Consider the following 17,431-nt stretch of genomic DNA (forward strand, 5'->3'; position numbering starts at 1 on the left):
GGCGAACTCCTCGCCGCCCTCGGCGTCACCGATCCCATCTGACCGACACCCGAGAGAGCGAACCCATGACCCGTGAACTTCACCTCAATCTCTTCATCAACGGTCGCGGCCATCACGAGGCGGCCTGGCGTCACGACGGTTCGACGCAGCGGGCGCTGACCGACGTCGCCTACTACCGCGACCTGGCGCTGGCGGCTGAGGCGGCAAAGCTCGATTCCGTCTTCTTCGCCGACCATGTCGCGCTGGGCGACGAGCTTGAACATGCGGCGCGCGGGGAACTCGAACCGCTGACCCTGCTCGGCGCACTCTCGGCGCTGACCGAGCRCATCGGGTTGATCGCGACGGCCTCGACGACCTATAGCGAGCCTTACAATCTCGCCCGGCAGCTCGCCTCGCTCGACCATCTCAGCGGCGGCCGCATCGGCTGGAACATCGTGACCTCCTGGGCGCCGGCGGCCGCGGGGAACTTTGGCCAGGAGCGGCAGGCCGGGATCGACCAGCGCTATGAGCGGGCTCACGAGTTCGTCGAGGTTGCCTCGAAACTCTGGGACAGCTGGGCGGCGGACGCGATCCTCGACGACCGCGAGACCKGGCATTTCGCCAGGCCCGACCGGATCCGCCGCGCCGACCATCGCGGCACGCATTTCGGGGTTGCCGGCGCGCTGAACATCCCGCGCTCGCCGCAGGGGAGGCCCGTCTTCGTCCAGGCGGGCGCCTCGACCGATGGCCGTGCTTTCGCGGCCCGCTATGCCGAGGCGATCTTCACCGCGCATCTCACCAAGGAGAGCGCGATTGCCTTCTATTCCGACATCAAGACGCAAGCCCGCGTGCTCGGCCGCCGGGGCGACCAGATCGTCATCCTGCCCGGGATCAGCGCTGCGATCGGCTCGACTGAAGTCGAGGCGAAGCGGGTATGGGAGGAGTTGAACGAGCTGTCCCACCCGACAGTTGGCCTGTCGCGCCTGTCGAACCGCTTCGGCGGCCATGATTTCTCGCATCTGCAGCTCGACCAGGTCCTGTCGGTCGACGATTTTCCCGATCCCTCGCAGGTGCAGGCCTCGCGCAGCCGGGCGCAGGCGATCACCGCCCTGGTCGGGCGCGAGCGGCCGACGCTGCGCGGGTTGCTGCACAGCCTTGCCGGAGCGCGCGGGCATTTCACCGCGACCGGCACGCCCGAGCAGATCGCCGATGTGATCGAGGACTGGTTCGTCTCGGGCGCGGCCGACGGCTTCAACGTCATGCCGCCGATCCTGCCGCGCCAGTTCGCTCTCTTCACCAGCGAGGTCGTGCCATTGCTGCAGAAGCGCGGACTGTTCCGGACCGAGTATGGCGAGGGCACCTTACGCCAGCGCCTGGGGCTCGATCCGGTGCCGAGCCAATTCGACCAGCAGGCGCCGCTGCAAAGATCCGCCTGATCGCCGCAGCGCGCGCCGAGACCGCGCTACGGGAGCTGTCTCGKGCGGGTGGTCCTGGGGAGGTGCTACGATCAACCCGATACAACGGCGCGGGTGAGGGGGCTTGTCACGTCGCAAGGGACCGCCCGGCCCCGGTCATGCCTCAGAGCAGCGTGATCTTGCCGCTCGCCAGCTCGTAATGTGCCCCGACGACCTTGATCTTCCTGCTAGCAACGAACTCCGCGAGGATCGGTTTGGCGGTCTCGAGACGGCGTTTGCCGCGGCGGATGTTTTCCGCGATCGCCGCGGCAAGGAGGTCGTCCGGCTTGCCGGCCTTGGCGGCCGCGACCGCCGGCCTGAGCTCGCGCACCATTTCCTGGAGATGGCCCGGCAGGGTCGCCTTGTCCCGCACGACCTTGATCGTGGCGTCGATGGCGCCACAGCCCGAATGGCCAAGGACCATGACGAGCGGCGTGTTGAGGTATTTCACGGCATATTCGAGGCTGGCCAGGCCATCGTCATTGACGAAATTGCCGGCGAGACGAACCACGAAGAGGTCGCCGGGGCCCTGGTCGAAGGCGAGTTCCGGCGAGACCCGCGAATCCGCGCAGCTCAGGATCGCAGCCACCGGATACTGGGCGCTGGCGCGGGCAGCCCGGCCGGCCGAGTAATCCTGATTGGTCGGGGTGTTCGCGGCATAGCGGGCATTGCCCTCCATCAGCCGCTTCAGCACTTCGTCGGGCGAGATCGCATTCTGCGGGGGCGCGGCCTGGGCGAAGGCTTGCCGGGGCAGGGCGGCGGCGCCGGCAAGGGCCACCATGCCGGAAAACAGGCCACGGCGGGACAGGCCGGGCGCGGGCGAGCAGCAGAGATCACACATGACGGAAGTCTCCTCCAGAACGGCCTGCATGGCGCGCAGCCCCGGCCGCTGAGCGCGGCGATTCACGATCCTTGCCGCCAGGCTCGCAGACGCAGCCTGCGCCCTATTACTGCTACAGGATGGGGATACTGCGAAGTGGGGATTTTGCAGGGCTTCCTCATGGGTAGCCCGCCTGAACCCGGCCCATTGCGGCATTCCATCCGTCCTGAGTCCGGGCTGGCGGCCCGCTGAAGGCCTCAGTGGTCCGCGAGGGGGCAGTCGCTCCACTTCTGGCCGATCGGCGAGCATCCGGTGTCCGGCGTGGTCGCGCTGCGCGGCTCCCGCATATCTGGCTTGTGCCGGAAGCGGACCTTAAGCGCCACCTTCGCCGATTGCCTTAAGCCGGGCTTAATTCTGTAGCTCTTACCACCAGCGTTGAATCCAAAGCATCGTCACGCTTTAGATTTAATAAAAGAAGGCTGGATCCGGTCAATCTATTGACCGGTCTCTTGTCAGATGAATCTGAGGGTAAGTCATGAATAGTCAAGATATCCAGGGGATGGTGAACAATCTGAAGGAAGGTCGCCTCTCGCGGCGTTCCTTTATTCAGCGAATGGCGGCAGTGGGTATTACTGCGCCGATCGCGAGCCAGATCCTCGCCTGGAACGGCGTCGCAATGGCGAACGCAACGATCGAATACAAGCCGACGAAGGCTGGCGGCGGCGGGCCGMTGAAGATCCTGCTCTGGCAGGCACCGACCCTGCTGAATCCGCATTTCGCCTCCGGCACCAAGGACCAGGTCGCCTCGCGCGTCTTCTACGAGCCGCTCGCCGGCTGGGACAAGGAGGGCAATCTCTTCCCGCAGCTCGCGGCCGAAGCTCCCACCAAGGCCAATGGCGGCCTCTCCGAGGACGGCAAAAGCGTCACCTGGAAGCTGAAGCAGGGCGTGACCTGGCATGACGGCAAGCCGTTCACGGCCGATGACGTCGTCTTCACCTGGGAATATGCCGCCGATCCGGCGACTGCCGCCTACACCACCGGCGCCTACAAGGACATCAAGGTCGAGAAGATCGACTCCCACACCGTCAAGGTGATCTTCAAGGAAGCGACGCCGTTCTGGGCCGATGCTTTCGTCGGCGTCGCCGGCATGATCATCCCGAAGCACCATTTCGGCGAGTACAAGGGCGCCAAGTCGCGTGAGGCTCCGGCCAACCTGAAGCCGGTCGGCACCGGCCCCTACAAGTTCGTCGACTTCAAGCCGGGCGACGTGCTCACCGGCACGCGCAACGAGAATTACCACGTCCAGAACAAGCCGCATTTCGACACGCTCGAGGTCAAGGGCGGCGGTGACGCGATCTCGGCGGCGCGCGCCGTGCTGCAGACCGGCGAATACGACTATGCCTGGGATACGCTGGTCGAGGACGAAGTTCTCAAGCGCATGGAGACGGGTGGTCGCGGCAGGATCAGTGCAGCGCAGGCCGGCGACGTGGAATTCATCACCCTGAACACCACCGACCCGTGGACCGAGGTCGATGGCGAGCGTTCGAGCGTCAAGACCAAGCATCCGACGCTCAGCGATCCKGCCGTGCGCCAGGCGATCAACCTGCTGATCGACCGCGATTCGATCCAGAAGTTCATCTATGGCCGCGGCGGCATCGCGACGGCGAGCTTCGTGAACCAGCCGAAGCAGTTCAAGTCGGAGAAGCTGAAATACGAATTCAGCCTCGAGAAGGCGAACAAGATCCTCGACGACGCCGGCTGGAAGAAGGGTGCCGACGGCATCCGCGAAAAGGATGGCAAGAAGCTCAAGTTCGTCTTCCAGACCTCGATCAACGCGCCGCGTCAGAAGGTCCAGGCCATCATCAAGCAGGCCTGCCAGCGCGCCGGCATCGATCTCGAGCTGAAGTCGGTGACTGCGTCCGTGTTCTTCTCCTCGGACGTCGCCAACCCCGACACCTACACCAAGCTCTATGTCGACATGGAGATGTACACCACGACGCAGCCGCAGCCGGATCCGGAGCGTTTCCTCAACCAGTTCGTGTCCTGGGAAATCGCCAACAAGGAGAACAAGTGGCTCGGCCGCAACGTCTCGCGCTACTCCGACCCGGCGGCTGACGAGGCCTACAAGGCCGCGCAGAAGGAACTCGACCCGGCCAAGCGCGCTGCGCTGCTGATCAAGGTCAACGAGATCTTCTGCGAGGCCAACGTGATCCTGCCGGTCCTGTCGCGGACCAAGGTCGTCGCTGCGGCGCTGACCCTCGCGCATGATCACAGCGGCTGGGACGTGGACACCTGGAACCTCGCTTCCTGGTATCGCAACTAAGCACGAAGCAGCCCCTCACCGGGACATCTCGGTGAGGGGCCGCAACCGATATCCGCGGCGCCGGCATCCGCACGGCGTCGCGACCCCGCTGCGGCAGGGCCCGGCGAATTCATCGACCAGGCTTTCGATGAAATCTGGCCGGCCTCCGACTTGCACGCGAATAGATCTGGCACGCGAACAGATTTGGCCTGTTCTGAACGCCCATGTCCGGCTGCGGGCACATTGGGCCCGTTCCGCGAGCGACTGCTGCCATTCCTTGTCATCGCACAGTCGTTTCGGTGACAGCGAACGGGGGACGCGGATGGCGAAGATCGATTTCAAGAAAGCCCTCAGACCACTTTATGACCCGCCCACCGGGGACTTCGCTTTGGTCGACGTGCCGCAGATGCCGTTTGTGAAGGTGAACGCTGAAGGCGATCCCAACACCGCACCGGCTTACCGTTCGGCGATCGAATGGCTCTACGGGGTCAGCTATGCCGTGAAGTTCGCCGCAAAGGCTGCGCTCGGCAGGGACTATGTGGTGCCGCCGCTGGAAGGGTTGTGGTGGACCGACGATCCCCGGAGCTTCATCACCCGCCAAAAGAACCTGTGGCGCTGGACGATGATGATTATGGTTCCTGAATTCGTCACCCATGACATGTTCGAGAAGGCGGTGGCCAAAACGGAGGGAAAGCTTGGGCAGCGCCCGCAAAGCCTGCGCCACGAATTCTATGCTGAAGGGCTCTCGCTCCAGACCCTGCATGTCGGCAGCTATGATGAGGAGGGGCCGATCCTGGCCCGGCTCCATGATGAGGTGATRCCGCGCAAGGGGGTGACCTTCAACGGCCCCCACCACGAAATCTATCTGAGCGATCCGCGCAAGACTGAAGCGGCCAGGCTCAAAACGGTCCTTCGCCAGCCGGTGATATCCTTGGCATAGGGGGCAGGGCGGAAATCGGCTCCTGCCCATGCGCCAATGTCTGCTGTCCACGAGCACGAAGGCTATCCGCGGGGCGAAGAGCCGAGATTGCGTCATGAACCGATTTGGCGGATTGCTGGGATATGAGAACCCGGATCAAAGTTTGCGGGATCGCGTCAGCCGATGAAGCCCGCCTCGCGGTAGCGGCTGGCGTCGACGCTCTTGGCTTCAATTGTGTGGGGCCTTCCAGTCCTCGCCATGTCGCGGACCCGACAGTCGCCGCGATCACGACACTCACGCCGCCTCCCGTCGCGACATTCCTGCTGACCGTCGAGCGGACAGCCGAGGCGATCGCGGCCCATGTGCGCCGGACGCGTCCGAGTACGGTCCAGATTCTCTGGAACATCGATCCGGCGGAGTCCGCCCGCCTGGCCGAGATCGAGCCTGATCTGCGCCGCGTTCAGGTCGTCCATGTCGAGAGCCGCGCAGCGCTGGAGATGATCCAGGCCTACAGCCCGTATGTTCACGCCTTCCTGCTCGATTCAGGGAGTCCGAACGCAGCGACGCCGGAACTGGGCGGCACCGGGCGCCCGCATGACTGGGCGATCAGCGCCGAATTCGTCGATGCCAGCCCTCTGCCGGTGTTCCTCGCGGGCGGGCTTACCCCGGCAAATGTCGGCGCTGCCATCCGACAGGTCAGGCCGTTCGGCGTGGATCTGTCTTCGGGCGTCCGGACAGCAGGCCAGCTCGACCCGGTCAAGTTGGCGGATTTTGCCTTGGCCGTGCGGAAGGCGGATGACGCTCTGAACCCGGCCTAGAGGCGGGCGCGCGGGGCGCGCTTGGCCAACCCGGGCATCCTGCCCCCGCGCAAAAGGCCCATCTCGTTTCCCGGCGCCTGGCACGGCCGCGCGACCCACGGCGCCGGAACCGGCCTGCGCTCGCCTTCAGAACCTGATGTCGATGCGTCCCTTGAGGGCGTGATCGCGGGTTCGCTCGCCGATGGCAGCGGAGTAGGTGATCCCGACCGTGGTCGAGGCGGTGGCGCGCCAGTCGAGCCCGGCTTCGGCGACCAGCGCATTGCGATCGATGGCCGTCGCGTAGACCGAGGCCGGGGTCGTGCCGGCAAGGAAGGCCGTGGCTGCTCGCGGCGTCAGCTCGCCAAAGCCATGGCGCCAGCCGAGCAGGCCGCGGGCGAAGAGCGGCATCGTGCCGATCTGCGCCTCGGCGCGCAGGCCCAAGGTCGTGAAGCCGAGATTCTGGTCGCCGGAGAAGACGCGCAGTGCGGCCGCGCCGCCCTGCTCGAGGCCGGAGCCGGATGAGACCCGGAGCAGGACGAGCTGGGCGAAGGGCTCGAGGGCAAACTGCTCGAAACGGAAGGCATAGCCCAGCTCAGCGAAGGCCTGGGCCACCTGGCTGTCGCGATCCGAGCGCAGCCTGTCACCAAAGCCGCGGAGCTGCACCTGGCGGGTCAGGCTGGTTTCGCCGAACGAATATCCCAGGCCGCCATCGAGCCGCCATGCGCCGAGGCGGGCGCCGGCATAGAGTGCGGCATGGCCGCTCTCCAACCGGCCGGAGGACAGCCTGGCGTCGACATCGAAATTCGAGCGGGTGTAGCCGCCGGCAACGCCGACCCGAAGCGAGCCCGCCGCCGTCTCGTAGAGCTTGAGGTCGGCGCCGAGGATGGCGCCGCCGGTGCGCTGGGAGAGGCTCGCCGCATTGCCGTCGCCATTGGTGTTCGCTTGTGCTCCGACCGCTTCGCCCCAGATGGTGAAGCGCTCCTCGAAGCGCGGCGCTGGCAGCATGATTGCGCCCTTCGCGTTCGGCAGATCGGCCGTGAACTCCGCCGCGACGCTCTGGCCTGGCGCCACCAGCAGCGGCCCGCGCAGGCGCCCGAGGATCGCCTCGCGGAGCAGCCGGCTTTCGGCGATCGCGACCGCGACGCCCTGGGCATGGGCCTCGCCCGAGAGCTGGTCGAAACCGGCGCGCGCCTCATCGGCTGTCGCCGAGATCAAGCTGTCATAGATCCGATTGCCGGCACCCAGCCGTTCCGCCGCGACCGCGATCCCGCTCTGGTTGCGCGTCAAGGCGATGAAGGCTCCGCCGCCGCCCGGCCCGAACGACGTGCCGTTGCGGCTCATCGTCAGCGTGACGTTCTGCGCGTCATAAGCCAGCGAGGGCGTCAGGAAGGYGAGGTTCGAGCTGACGCCGGTGAACCGCCCGCTGACRCCGCCGCCCGCCGTCAGGATGGTATAGTTCGTCGAGGCCGCGTAATTGCCGTTCTCTGCCAGGACCTGGACGGCGCCGCCCGACAGTGTCGCAATGCCCGACGCATTGATCCGGTCGCTCTGTCCGGCCGCATTGATTTCGACCTGATAGGTCGAGCCGACGGCGAAGGCGACATTGCCGGCAATGGTCAGCGTGCCGATCGAGTTGCCGGGCGCGACCGTGCCGCCGCTCATCACGGCAAGGCCGCCGATCGTGCCCGAGCCGCCGAGCGTGCCACCGCCATTCACGGTCGTCGCACTCGCGGTCGAGCCGTTGACGACGAGCGTGCCGGCATTGACCGTGGTTGCGCCGGTAAAGGTGTTGGCGCCCGTGAGCACGAGCGTGCCGGCGCCCGCCTTGGTCAGGGATCTGCCGTCCCAGCCGGTTGCGGCATTGGGCGCCCGGTCGCTCAGCGCTGCGCCCATATCGAACCTGTCGGCAGCATTGGTCAGCGTGAACGTGCCATGCGCGCGAGAATTGCCCGCAGTCCAGCTCAAGCCATAGCTGGCGAGATAGTGCTTGCTGTCGTCCGACTTCCGGGTCGCCAGCGTCAGATAGTCCACCGTCCCATGGAAGCCGCCGACCGTGACCGTGCCGAAGTCGCCGCTGAGGCCCGAGCGCGTATCGATCAGGAGCTTGTCCAGGCCGTTCGCGTCGCTGATGCCGCTGAGGTTGAAGGCGACATTGCTGCCGAGCGTGACGCGTTCGGCCTGCAGCAAGGGACCGCCGGTGGAAGCGATGATCGACAATGCCGTGTCATTGGCAAAGCGGACATCCTGCGCGACCTTCACCGCCGCCAGGTTTTGGATCGCCAGGCTGCCACCGGTCACGTCGATCGTGCCGGCGAGAGTGTAGGTTCCAGCCGCTGCGCCGTCACCGAATTGCAGCCTGCCGCCCGATATCGTCGCGTTGCCGCCGAAGCCGAGGCCTGACGTATTGGCGACCACCAGCGTCCCGGCCTTGACCTGGGTCATGCCGCTGCGCGTCAGGGCCTTGTCCAGTGTCCAGGTGCCGCTGCCCTGCTTGACGAGTGCGCCGGTGCTGAGGCTGGTCGTGCCGCCGACGGCCGCCGAGTAAAGGTGAGTGCCCGCGCCATCCAGCGTCAGCGTGGAGGCTGCGTTGGTGCCGATACCCAGGTTGCCCGTGATGCTGGATCCGGTGAACAGCGTGACCGTGTTGGTGCCCGCGGCGCGCAGCGCCACATTGCCTTTCAGTGCGCCGGAATTGCTGAGCGCGGTGTTGCCGCCGATAGCCTGCACCGATGCCGTGCCCTCGATGGTGGCGCCAGCGCCGTTGGTCACCGTGCCTCCATTGATCAGACGGACCCCCGCCGAGGGGCCCTTGATGAGGCTGCCCGACCCGGTATTGGTGACCGTGCCCGCCCCGCCGCTGATGCCCACGCCCGCGGCAAGGGCATCTGTCCCGTCGGCGATGATCGAGCTTGCCGTGTTGGTCACCGTCCCGCCATCGGCAAAGCTCACCCCGTAGAGCTTGCCCGTGATCCTGCCGCCGCCCTCGTTGGTGACGGTGCCCTGGCCGACGACGATCTCCACGCCGTGACCCTGGTTGTCCGCGGTCACGCTGATGGTGCCGCCGGTGTTGGTCACCGTGCCGGCACCCCAGATGCGGACGCCGCCCAACCCGCCGGCAATGCTCGCGCCGGTCCCGTTGGTCACAGTGCCGTCTGTATTGATGAACACGCCGAGGCCATCAGTGCCGCTGGCGCGGATAACACTCGTGGCGCCGAGATTGCTCACGTCGCCACCTTTGTCGAGCAGCACGCCGTGGCTCACGGCTGTGATGGTGCCGCCTTGGTTGGTCACCGTGCCGCCATCACCGAGCTGCACGCCGACATAATCCCCCTCGATCCGCCCGGTGGCTGCGTTGACCACCGTGGCGACGCCCGCGGTGGACAGCACGCCGACCTGCCCTGCAGCCGTTCGCGAAATGGTGCCAGCGTTGTTMAGGGTGCCACCGTTGTTGACGATGACTTCGTTGCCGATGCTGATGCCCGCATTGATCTTCAGCGTGGCGCCGAGAGCGCCGCTGTTGTCCACCGTGACGGAGCCGCTGCCCAGGCCCGCATTATTGGCGACCGCCAGGGTTCCGGCTTTGACCTGCGTGGCGCCGCTGCGCGTCATCGCCTTGTCCAGCGTCCAGGTGCCGCTGCCCTGCTTGAYRAGYGYGCCGGYGCTGARGCTGGTCGTGCCGCCGACGGCCGCCGAATAGAGCTGCGTGCCGGTGCCATCCAGCGTCAGCGTGGAGGCGGCATTGGCGCCGAAGCTCAGATTGCCCGTGATGCTGGAGCCTGTGAACAGCGTGACATCGTGGATTTCATCGCCATTGGCGTTGGAGCGCAGGGCCACGTGCCCGATCAGCTTGCCCGCATTGCTGAGCGAGACGTTTCCGATGACCGAGCTCACCGCCAGGGCCCCCAGCGCGGCCTCGATCGTCGAGCCGGCACCATTGATGATCGTGCCGCCGGCAGTCACCGTCACGCCGCTGTCCCGGCCCGTGATGGTTCCGCCCAGCGTATTCGAGATCGTTCCTGTGTCGATTTGCACGCCGGAAACGTCGGTGCCAATGATCGTGCCTCCGGTGTTGGTCACTGTTCCRTTTYCGAAAACAAGCACGCCGGCTCGCTTGCCCCTGATCGTTCCGCCCTGCGTGTTCGTGACCGTCGCGTCTCCGCCGAACGACGCCCCATCGAGCGTCGCACCGGTGATCGTGCCGCCGGTATTGGTCAGCGTGCCGCCTCCGTGCACCAACACGCCTTGCGTTTGCCCGGATATCGTTGCGCCTTGCAGGTTATGCACCGTGGCGCCCCCTGCCATGGACAGCACGCCAACCTGCCCCGCRGCCAGGCGCGAAAGGGTGCCCGCATTGCTCAGCGTGCCACCGTTGTTGACGGTGATCTCGTTGCCGATGCTGACGCCGGCATTGATCTGCAGCGTGGCATTCTTGTTGGTCGAATTGTCGACGGTGACGGTATCGGCGCCGAGCTGAGCGTCGGAGCTCACGACCAAAATGCCATCCGTCACGAGGGTCTGGGCGTAGCTGCCCGCGCCCGGAAACATCAGGACCAATCCAGCCAACGCGGTGGTGGACAAGAGCCGCCCGCGGCGCAAACCGCGCGATGCGTTGGTCAACAAGGTCGATGTCATCAGTCCGTCTCATGCATGCAAAACATCGCTGTCCGGCGCAGCAATCTCTGGCTATTGTTTAAGTTCGTGCGCCGTCGTCAGGCCGTTATTGCACCGTGACACGAGCGTTAATTCTGCCTGCCTCTGCGTTCGCGCCGGGCAGAATCTGTGCTTTTCGAGAAGGATCGACCTGTTCGTGTTGCCGGCAGAATGAAGGACGGTGTCGCTCTTCCCCATTTTCGTCTCTCGCTGCTCGGACGATTCGAGCTGGCAACGCGCGATGGCATCGTCCGGCTGCCGAGCCGGAAACTGTCGGGTTTGTTGGCCTATCTGGCCTGCACGGCGCCTCAACCCCAGCCGCGTGAAAGGCTGGCCCACCTGCTGTGGGGCTCGCATTTCGAGACACAGGCCCGACAGAACCTGCGGCAGGCGATTTTTCGGCTGCGTCGGATTTTAGGCCAGGAAACGCTCGTCAGTACCGACGACGAGGTCTGGCTCGCGCCCGGCGCGATCGATTGCGATGCTGTTCGCTTCGAGGCGTTGATCACCGAGGGAGGGGCTGCGTCGCTCGCCGCGGCCGCCGATCTCCACCGGGGTTCGTTTCTGGCCGACCTGAATATCGAAGAAGACGCGTGGCTGAGTTGGCGCGCCTCGCTGCGAGGACGCCTCGAAGGCCTGGCGCTCGACGCCATGGTCAGCGAGAGCCAGGACGCGATGCGGGCGGGGAACGAGGAGGCTGCGCTCAAGGCGGCTCATCGGGCCATCCAGGTGAATGCCCTGCGTGAGGATGCGCATCGGGTCGCCCTCCAGGCGCTCGTCGCGATGGGACGCAAGGCCGAGGCGCTCAGGCATTATCAGGATCTCACAGCGCTGCTGAGGCGCGAGCTCGGCGCGGCGCCCGATGCGGTCACGCAGGCGCTGGCAGCTGAGCTTCGCAGCGCAGCGCCGCCAAGTGTGCCAAGTGTTGCAAGCGCGCCGCGCGCGAGCGGCGAACGGCATCCCACAGCTTCCGGGACAGTAGAACCGCCTGTCGCAGCAGGGATCGTGGCGGCGCGAGACGGCGAGGCCCCGACGAAGGGGCTTCGCCCGGATGCTCTGGAGCAGCGCCAACTGACGATCCTGGTTTGCGATCTGGTCGGCGCGATCAGCCCCTCAGCGAGCCCCGATCCCGAAGATATCCACGATCTGATCGCCGCCTTCCACGCGACCGTCGCCGATGTCGCGGCGCGATTTGGCGGCTTCGTCGCCCATTACCAGGGCCATGGCGTTGTCGTGTATTTCGGCTATCCGGCCGCCCATGAGCATGATGCCGAATGCGCCGTGCGCGCCGGCCTTGCTCTCCTTGCCGCCATCGGCAGCCTGGCCGCGCCGTTGGCCGGGGCGCTGCAGGCGAGCGTCGGCATCGCCACCGGGCTCGTCGTCGTCGGGGAGAAATCGACAGCGGACAAGAATCGGCAGCATGTCGCGACGGGCGAGGCCCCGGCCCTGGCGGCGCGTCTGCAGGGCAGTGCGGCAGGGGGCGAAGTCGTCATTGCCGCGAGCACGCAGCAGCTTGTGGGTCGGCAGTTCGCCTGCCGGGCGCCCGCGGTCCGCAGCGACGCGCAACAGCCGGAAGCATGGCAGGTCCTTGAAGCATGGCAGGTTCTTGAAGCGTGGCAGGTCCTTGGCGAGATCGCCGGGGTGAGCCGCTTCGATGCACGGCGCGGCGCCGTTCTCAGCCCGCTCATCGGCCGCGAGGAAGAGATCGCGCTGCTGCTTCGCCGGTGGGATCAGGCCGGTGCGGGGGAAGGGCGTGTCGTTCTGATCTCGGGCGAGCCTGGCATCGGCAAGTCGCGCCTGGCCGAGAGCGTGCCGGCCCGGACCGGCTCCGGGCCCGATTCCCTCCTGCGCTATTCCTGTGCTCCGCATCTTGCACAGAGCCCGCTGCATCCGTTCATTGCCCGTGTCCAGCAGGATGCCGGCTTCAGCCCCGACGACAGCGCCGGCGCGAGGCTCGACAGGCTGGAGGCGTTGCTCGCGCCGACATCGCTCGATATGCCGCGCGACGTGGCGCTCCTTGCCGAGCTGACCGGAGTGCCGCTGGAGGACCGCTACCCCCCGCTGGCGGCCAGTCCGCAGCAGAAGCGCGAGATGACGCTCGGTCTGCTCCTCGACCGGATCGAGCGCGCCGCAGCCGGGAAGCCGGTCCTGATCCTGTTCGAGGATGCGCACTGGCTCGATCCGTCGTCGCTCGATCTGCTCGAGCGCCTGGTGAGCCGCGCCGCCCGGCTGCCTCTGCTGCTGCTGGTCACCTGCCGGCCCCAATTCCAGCCCGGCTGGCTCGACCAGCCACATGTCACTGCGCTGTCGCTCAGCCGCMTTGGCCCGGGCGACAGCACCGGCATCATGCGCGGCGTCGCCGGGGACAGGGCGCTCCCCAATGCTGTCATCGGCCAGATTCTGTCGCGGGCGGATGGCGTGCCGCTGTTCATCGAGGAACTGACACGCTCGCTCCTTGAAAGCGGGCTGTTGCGTCAGACCGGGGACGGCTGGGTCCTCGACGGGCCCCTGCCGTCAGTGGCGATCCCGACKACGCTGCAGGCCGCGCTGGTGGCCCGGCTCGACCTGCTCGGCCCGGCAAGGGACGCAGCCATGATCGGCGCCGCGATCGGACGGGAGTTCTCGCACGAGCTGATCGCTGCGGTGTCGGGTCTTGCCTCCGCGGAGCTCGAGACAGCGCTCGCGCGGCTGCTGGAATCCGGCCTCGTCTCGCGCCGCAGTGCATCGTCAGGGCAAGGCTACGTCTTCAAGCACGCGCTCGTGCAGGATGCTGCCTATGCCACGATGCTCAGGAGCCGGCGACGCGACCTGCATGCGACGATCGCCCGGACGCTGATCGATCAGTTCCAGGCCTGGGTCGAAGACCAGCCCGAGCTCGTCGCTCACCATTTCACGGAAGCCGGGCTCGGGGGCGAGGCGGTCGGCTACTGGGTCAAGGCAGCCCGGCTGGCGCAGGCGCGCTGGGCCAACCGCGAGGCCGCCGGGTTCTTCGAGCAGGCCTTGCGTGTTCTGGCCACACTCCCCGAGACCCGGGAGACGCACGAGCAGGCCATCGATCTCCGGTTCGAATCGAAGGCATCGCTTCTTCCGCTCGGACAGTTCGAGCGCATCATCGGCCATCTTCGCGAGGCCGAAAGCCTGGCCAGACGCCTGGACGATCAACACCGCCTGGCGCGGTTCGCCTTCCATATGTGCCAGACCCTGGCGCTGGGCGGCGATTCCGCGGAAGCCGCGGGTTTTGGCCAGCAGGCGCTGGCGCTGGCGGATTCGCTTGGCGACGTCCCACTCCAGATGGCGGCGACCCTGTTTCTCGGGACGGCCTGCTTCTCGACGCTTGAGTTCCCCCAGGTCGAGCCGCTCTTCGTGCGAGCGCTGGAGTTGCTCGATCGTCAGCCCCGCTTCGAGCGATTTGGTCTCGCTGGATATCCAGCCGTGACGGTCCGTGCTTTCCTGGCGCGGATCCATGCCGAGCAAGGCAGGTTCGAGCAGGGCATCCTGCATGGCGAGGAGGGCATTCGCATCGCGCTGGCGGTCGATGATCCGCTCGGCCTGACGATCGCCTATTGGTGTCTCGCCGACCTCCTGGTCATTCGCGGCGAGTTCGCCGAAGCCATAACGCGGTTGGAGCGCGCTTGCGTCGTGGCCCGCGAGTTCGACCTGCCCTTCATGGCCGCGGGCAGTACGGGCACGCTCGGCTATGCCTATGCCCTGCTGGGGCAGACCGAGCGAGGCCTGCCTCTGCTGGAGCAGGCGCTGAGCGCTCTGGAAGCCATGGGGCATCGCTTTGGCCAGGCCCTGTTCCTGGTGCCCCTCGGGGATGCGCATTTGCTCGCCGGCCAGCATGCGGACGCTCTCAGATATGCTGGACGGGCTCTGGCCACGGCGCGGGAGAATGGTCAACGTCGTGGCGAGGCAGGGGCCCTCCATCTGCTTGGCGACGTTCTGGTCCGCACCGAATCCATAGGACAGGCCGAAATTCACTACCGCGAGGCGCTCGCGCTCGCGACGGAACTTGGACTGGGCTCGCTTGTGGCGCGCTGCCATCATGGCCTCGGACATCTGCACCTGCGCGCAGGCCKGCCGGCCGAGGCTCGCAACCAGCTCGAGATCGCCACGACGATGTACCGCGAGATGGGCATGCGCTTCTGGCTGGATCAGGCCAATGAGGCGGCGGATCAGTTGCCATAGCGGGCGGCCTCGGGGCCGGCTCACGGCATGAAGGCCTGGCAGCGTGGAGGCACTGCATCGCGACCGCGCGATCTCGCCGATGGCGCGACTGCGTGGTTCAGGCCGGTGCGATCGGGAGATGCGCCACTTGCGCGCCGACCCCGTAATAGGCCTCCCTGACGCCCCGGAAGGCCGGGATGGCGAGTTCGGATACCGGCAAGGGCATGCCGGCGAGATCGATCTCGCCAAGGATGAGCCGGGCAAGTTCGCGCCCGAAGACGGTGCCCGGCGCGATGCCGCGGCCGTTGTAGCCGCTGAACCCGATCGCGTTCGGTMCGTAGCTGTGCAGCCGCGGCAGGTGATCCGGCGTCATGCCGATCTTGCCGTACCATTCCGTTTCGAGCTCGAATTCGCCAAGTTGCGGAAACAGCTTCCGGATATGCCGCTTCACCCAGGCGCGATGAACGCTCAAGCCCGTCCCGCGCAATGCGCCGACGCTGCCGACGATCAGGCGCCCCTCCGCATCGAGCCGGAACCCGCTCAAGATGGTCTTGGTGTCCCAGCCCGCGCCGCCCTGCGGCAGGATGGTCTTGCGGATATTGTGGCCGAGCGGAGCCGTCGAGACGTGGAAATAGGGCAGATGCACCTGCTCCTCGCGGATGTTGGCGGTCGCGCCGGTCGAATAGGCGTCGGTCGCCAGGATGAGCCAGTCGGCGCTGACGCTGCCGCCGGCGGTCTTGACCAGCCAGGCGTTGCCGCTGCGCTCGAAGCCGGTCACCGCGCTGCCGGTGTGGATGATCGCGCCTTCGGTCATCGCGGCGCCCGCCAGGCCGCGCGCATAGGCGAGCGGCTGGATCGTGCCGGCGCGCGGGTCGAACAGCGAGCCGGTATAGCCCGCAGCCCCGGTCCTCGCCTGCGTATCGTCGGCACTCAACAGCTCGACCTTGGCGCCRAGCTTGCTCCACTGCGCCTGGCGGGCCTGAAGCTGCTTCAGGCCGCTTGCGCCGACGGCGCAATGATAGGTTCCGCGATGGTCGGTCTGGCATTCCATGCCATAGCGTTCCGTGAGCGCGAAGACCTCGCGCGGCGCTTCGCCGAGCAGTGCGATCAGGCGGTTGCCATGAACCGGGCCGAGCGTGGCGATCAGGTCGTCGGGCATCACCCAGAGACCGGCATTGACGAAGCCCGAGTTGCGGCCGGATGCGCCGAAGCCGATCTCGACCGCCTCCAGAACCATGACCTTCTTGCCGCCCCTGGCGAGATGGAGCGCCGCCGAGAGCCCGGTATAGCCGGCGCCGACGATGGCGACGTCGGCGGATGCGGCTTCGCCCAGGACCGTGGTCGGCGGGGCAGGAGGGGCTGAGAGTTCCCAGAGCCCGTGCGAACGCTTGTCCCCCAGCATTGAATCGGCTCCGCTCTGTCAGGTCCGTGAATGGCTTGGTGCAGGCGCAACATTGTGCAGGCGCGGAGGGCGCCCGCAGATGTCAGGCCTTCGCTTCGTCGTCGGGGTGGCCCATCTCGCAGAACTTGCCGCCGAGATAGCGGCCCGTCGGAGACTTGGGGTCGAGAGCCGGCGCATTCGCCTCGACCTTGCCGCGAAACGGCTCCGAGCTGTCCTGCGGGTGATAGCCGAGATGGTTGGCGCCGCTATTGTCGACCGCCTTCACCGTGTTGTCCGAGGTGCCGAAGGAGATGGTGTGGCCGACGAAAGGCGCCGTCAGCGAGGCTTCGACGAGGCGCACGCAGTCGGCGAAGGAGAGATAGGACCACAGCATCCGCCGGTCGACGGGCTCGGGGAAGGACGAGAAGATGCGCAGGCACGCCGTCTCGATGCCGAACTTGTCCCAATAGAGCCGGCTCAGGCTTTCCACGAAGGTCTTGCCGACGCCGTAGAGGCAGTCAGGCCGAACCGGCGCATCGACCGATATCTGCGCGCCGATCTCATGGAAGCCGATCGCATGGACGGATGAGGCATAGACGACGCGTTTGATCCCGTGTTTCCGGGCGCCCTCATAGATGTGGTAGGAGGCGCGAATGCTGGAATCGAGGATGGTCTGCCAGTCCCGCTCGGTCGGCGCGCCGCCGAAATGGACGATGGCATCGCAACCCTCGGTCGCCGCGATCGTCGCCTCCATATCCGCAAGATCGAAGATCGCCTGTTCCTCATGGGAGGCAAGCGGGCCGAGCGGCTCGCGATCGGCGACACGGATCGTCCCGGCGAGATGCGCAAGCCCGGTGCGAAGATGAGAGCCGAGGCGGCCGGCCGCGCCGGTGATCAGGATGCGGTCATAATGGGGCATGCGGTCCTCGCGTCGTCACAGGCTGACCGCCGCACCAGGCCAG

At 66.6% G+C, this 17,431-nt stretch carries 9 protein-coding genes; 5 read left to right on the forward strand and 4 right to left on the reverse strand.

All coding sequences use genetic code 11. The features are described from left to right. Positions 1-65 precede the first annotated feature (65 nt). Positions 66-1,415, forward strand: a complete 1,350-nt coding sequence (locus AC1DJT_RS06970; RefSeq protein WP_476833792.1) for an LLM class flavin-dependent oxidoreductase — start codon at positions 66-68, stop codon at positions 1,413-1,415. Positions 1,416-1,557: 142 nt separating this feature from the next. On the opposite strand, the gene AC1DJT_RS06975 is transcribed toward AC1DJT_RS06970, so the two are convergent. Beyond that, the gene (locus tag AC1DJT_RS06975) at positions 1,558-2,274 is read right to left on the reverse strand and encodes a carbonic anhydrase (RefSeq protein ID WP_441504541.1); all 717 of its coding nucleotides are present in this window, start codon (positions 2,272-2,274) and stop codon (positions 1,558-1,560) included. Between the two features lie 514 nt (positions 2,275-2,788). On the opposite strand from AC1DJT_RS06975, the gene AC1DJT_RS06980 reads away from it, so the two are divergent. The 3 genes from AC1DJT_RS06980 (at position 2,789) to AC1DJT_RS06990 (ending at position 6,292) form a co-directional block, all read left to right on the forward strand. Next, positions 2,789-4,576 (forward strand): peptide ABC transporter substrate-binding protein, encoded by a 1,788-nt coding sequence (locus tag AC1DJT_RS06980; protein ID WP_476833793.1) that lies wholly within the window; start codon positions 2,789-2,791, stop codon positions 4,574-4,576. A gap of 301 nt (positions 4,577-4,877) precedes the next feature. Continuing rightward, positions 4,878-5,495, forward strand: a complete 618-nt coding sequence (locus AC1DJT_RS06985; RefSeq protein WP_476833794.1) for a GyrI-like domain-containing protein — start codon at positions 4,878-4,880, stop codon at positions 5,493-5,495. A gap of 122 nt (positions 5,496-5,617) precedes the next feature. Next, complete coding sequence (locus AC1DJT_RS06990; protein WP_441504539.1) at positions 5,618-6,292, forward strand: phosphoribosylanthranilate isomerase; 675 nt, start codon at positions 5,618-5,620, stop codon at positions 6,290-6,292. A 126-nt stretch (positions 6,293-6,418) separates the two neighbouring features. Here the strand turns inward: AC1DJT_RS06990 and AC1DJT_RS06995 are convergent, their stop codons facing one another. Then, entirely contained in the window at positions 6,419-10,903 is a 4,485-nt protein-coding gene (locus AC1DJT_RS06995) for an autotransporter domain-containing protein (protein WP_476833795.1), read from the reverse strand. Between the two features lie 189 nt (positions 10,904-11,092). Here AC1DJT_RS06995 and AC1DJT_RS07000 point away from each other — a divergent pair, with 189 nt between their 5' ends. Next, entirely contained in the window at positions 11,093-15,109 is a 4,017-nt protein-coding gene (locus tag AC1DJT_RS07000) for an AAA family ATPase (protein ID WP_476833796.1), read from the forward strand. 97 nt (positions 15,110-15,206) lie between these two features. On the opposite strand, the gene AC1DJT_RS07005 is transcribed toward AC1DJT_RS07000, so the two are convergent. Together AC1DJT_RS07005 and AC1DJT_RS07010 are read right to left on the reverse strand one after the other, a co-directional pair. Next, positions 15,207-16,490 carry an NAD(P)/FAD-dependent oxidoreductase gene (locus AC1DJT_RS07005; protein WP_476833797.1) on the reverse strand — a complete coding sequence of 428 codons (1,284 nt, stop codon included), beginning with the start codon at positions 16,488-16,490 and terminating at the stop codon, positions 15,207-15,209. An 82-nt stretch (positions 16,491-16,572) separates the two neighbouring features. Beyond that, a complete protein-coding gene (locus AC1DJT_RS07010) occupies positions 16,573-17,388 on the reverse strand; it encodes an NAD-dependent epimerase/dehydratase family protein (RefSeq protein ID WP_441504535.1) in 816 nt (271 codons plus the stop codon). Positions 17,389-17,431: the final 43 nt, after the last annotated feature.

This window comes from Allobosea sp. 05T422_2 (genome assembly GCF_056396265.1).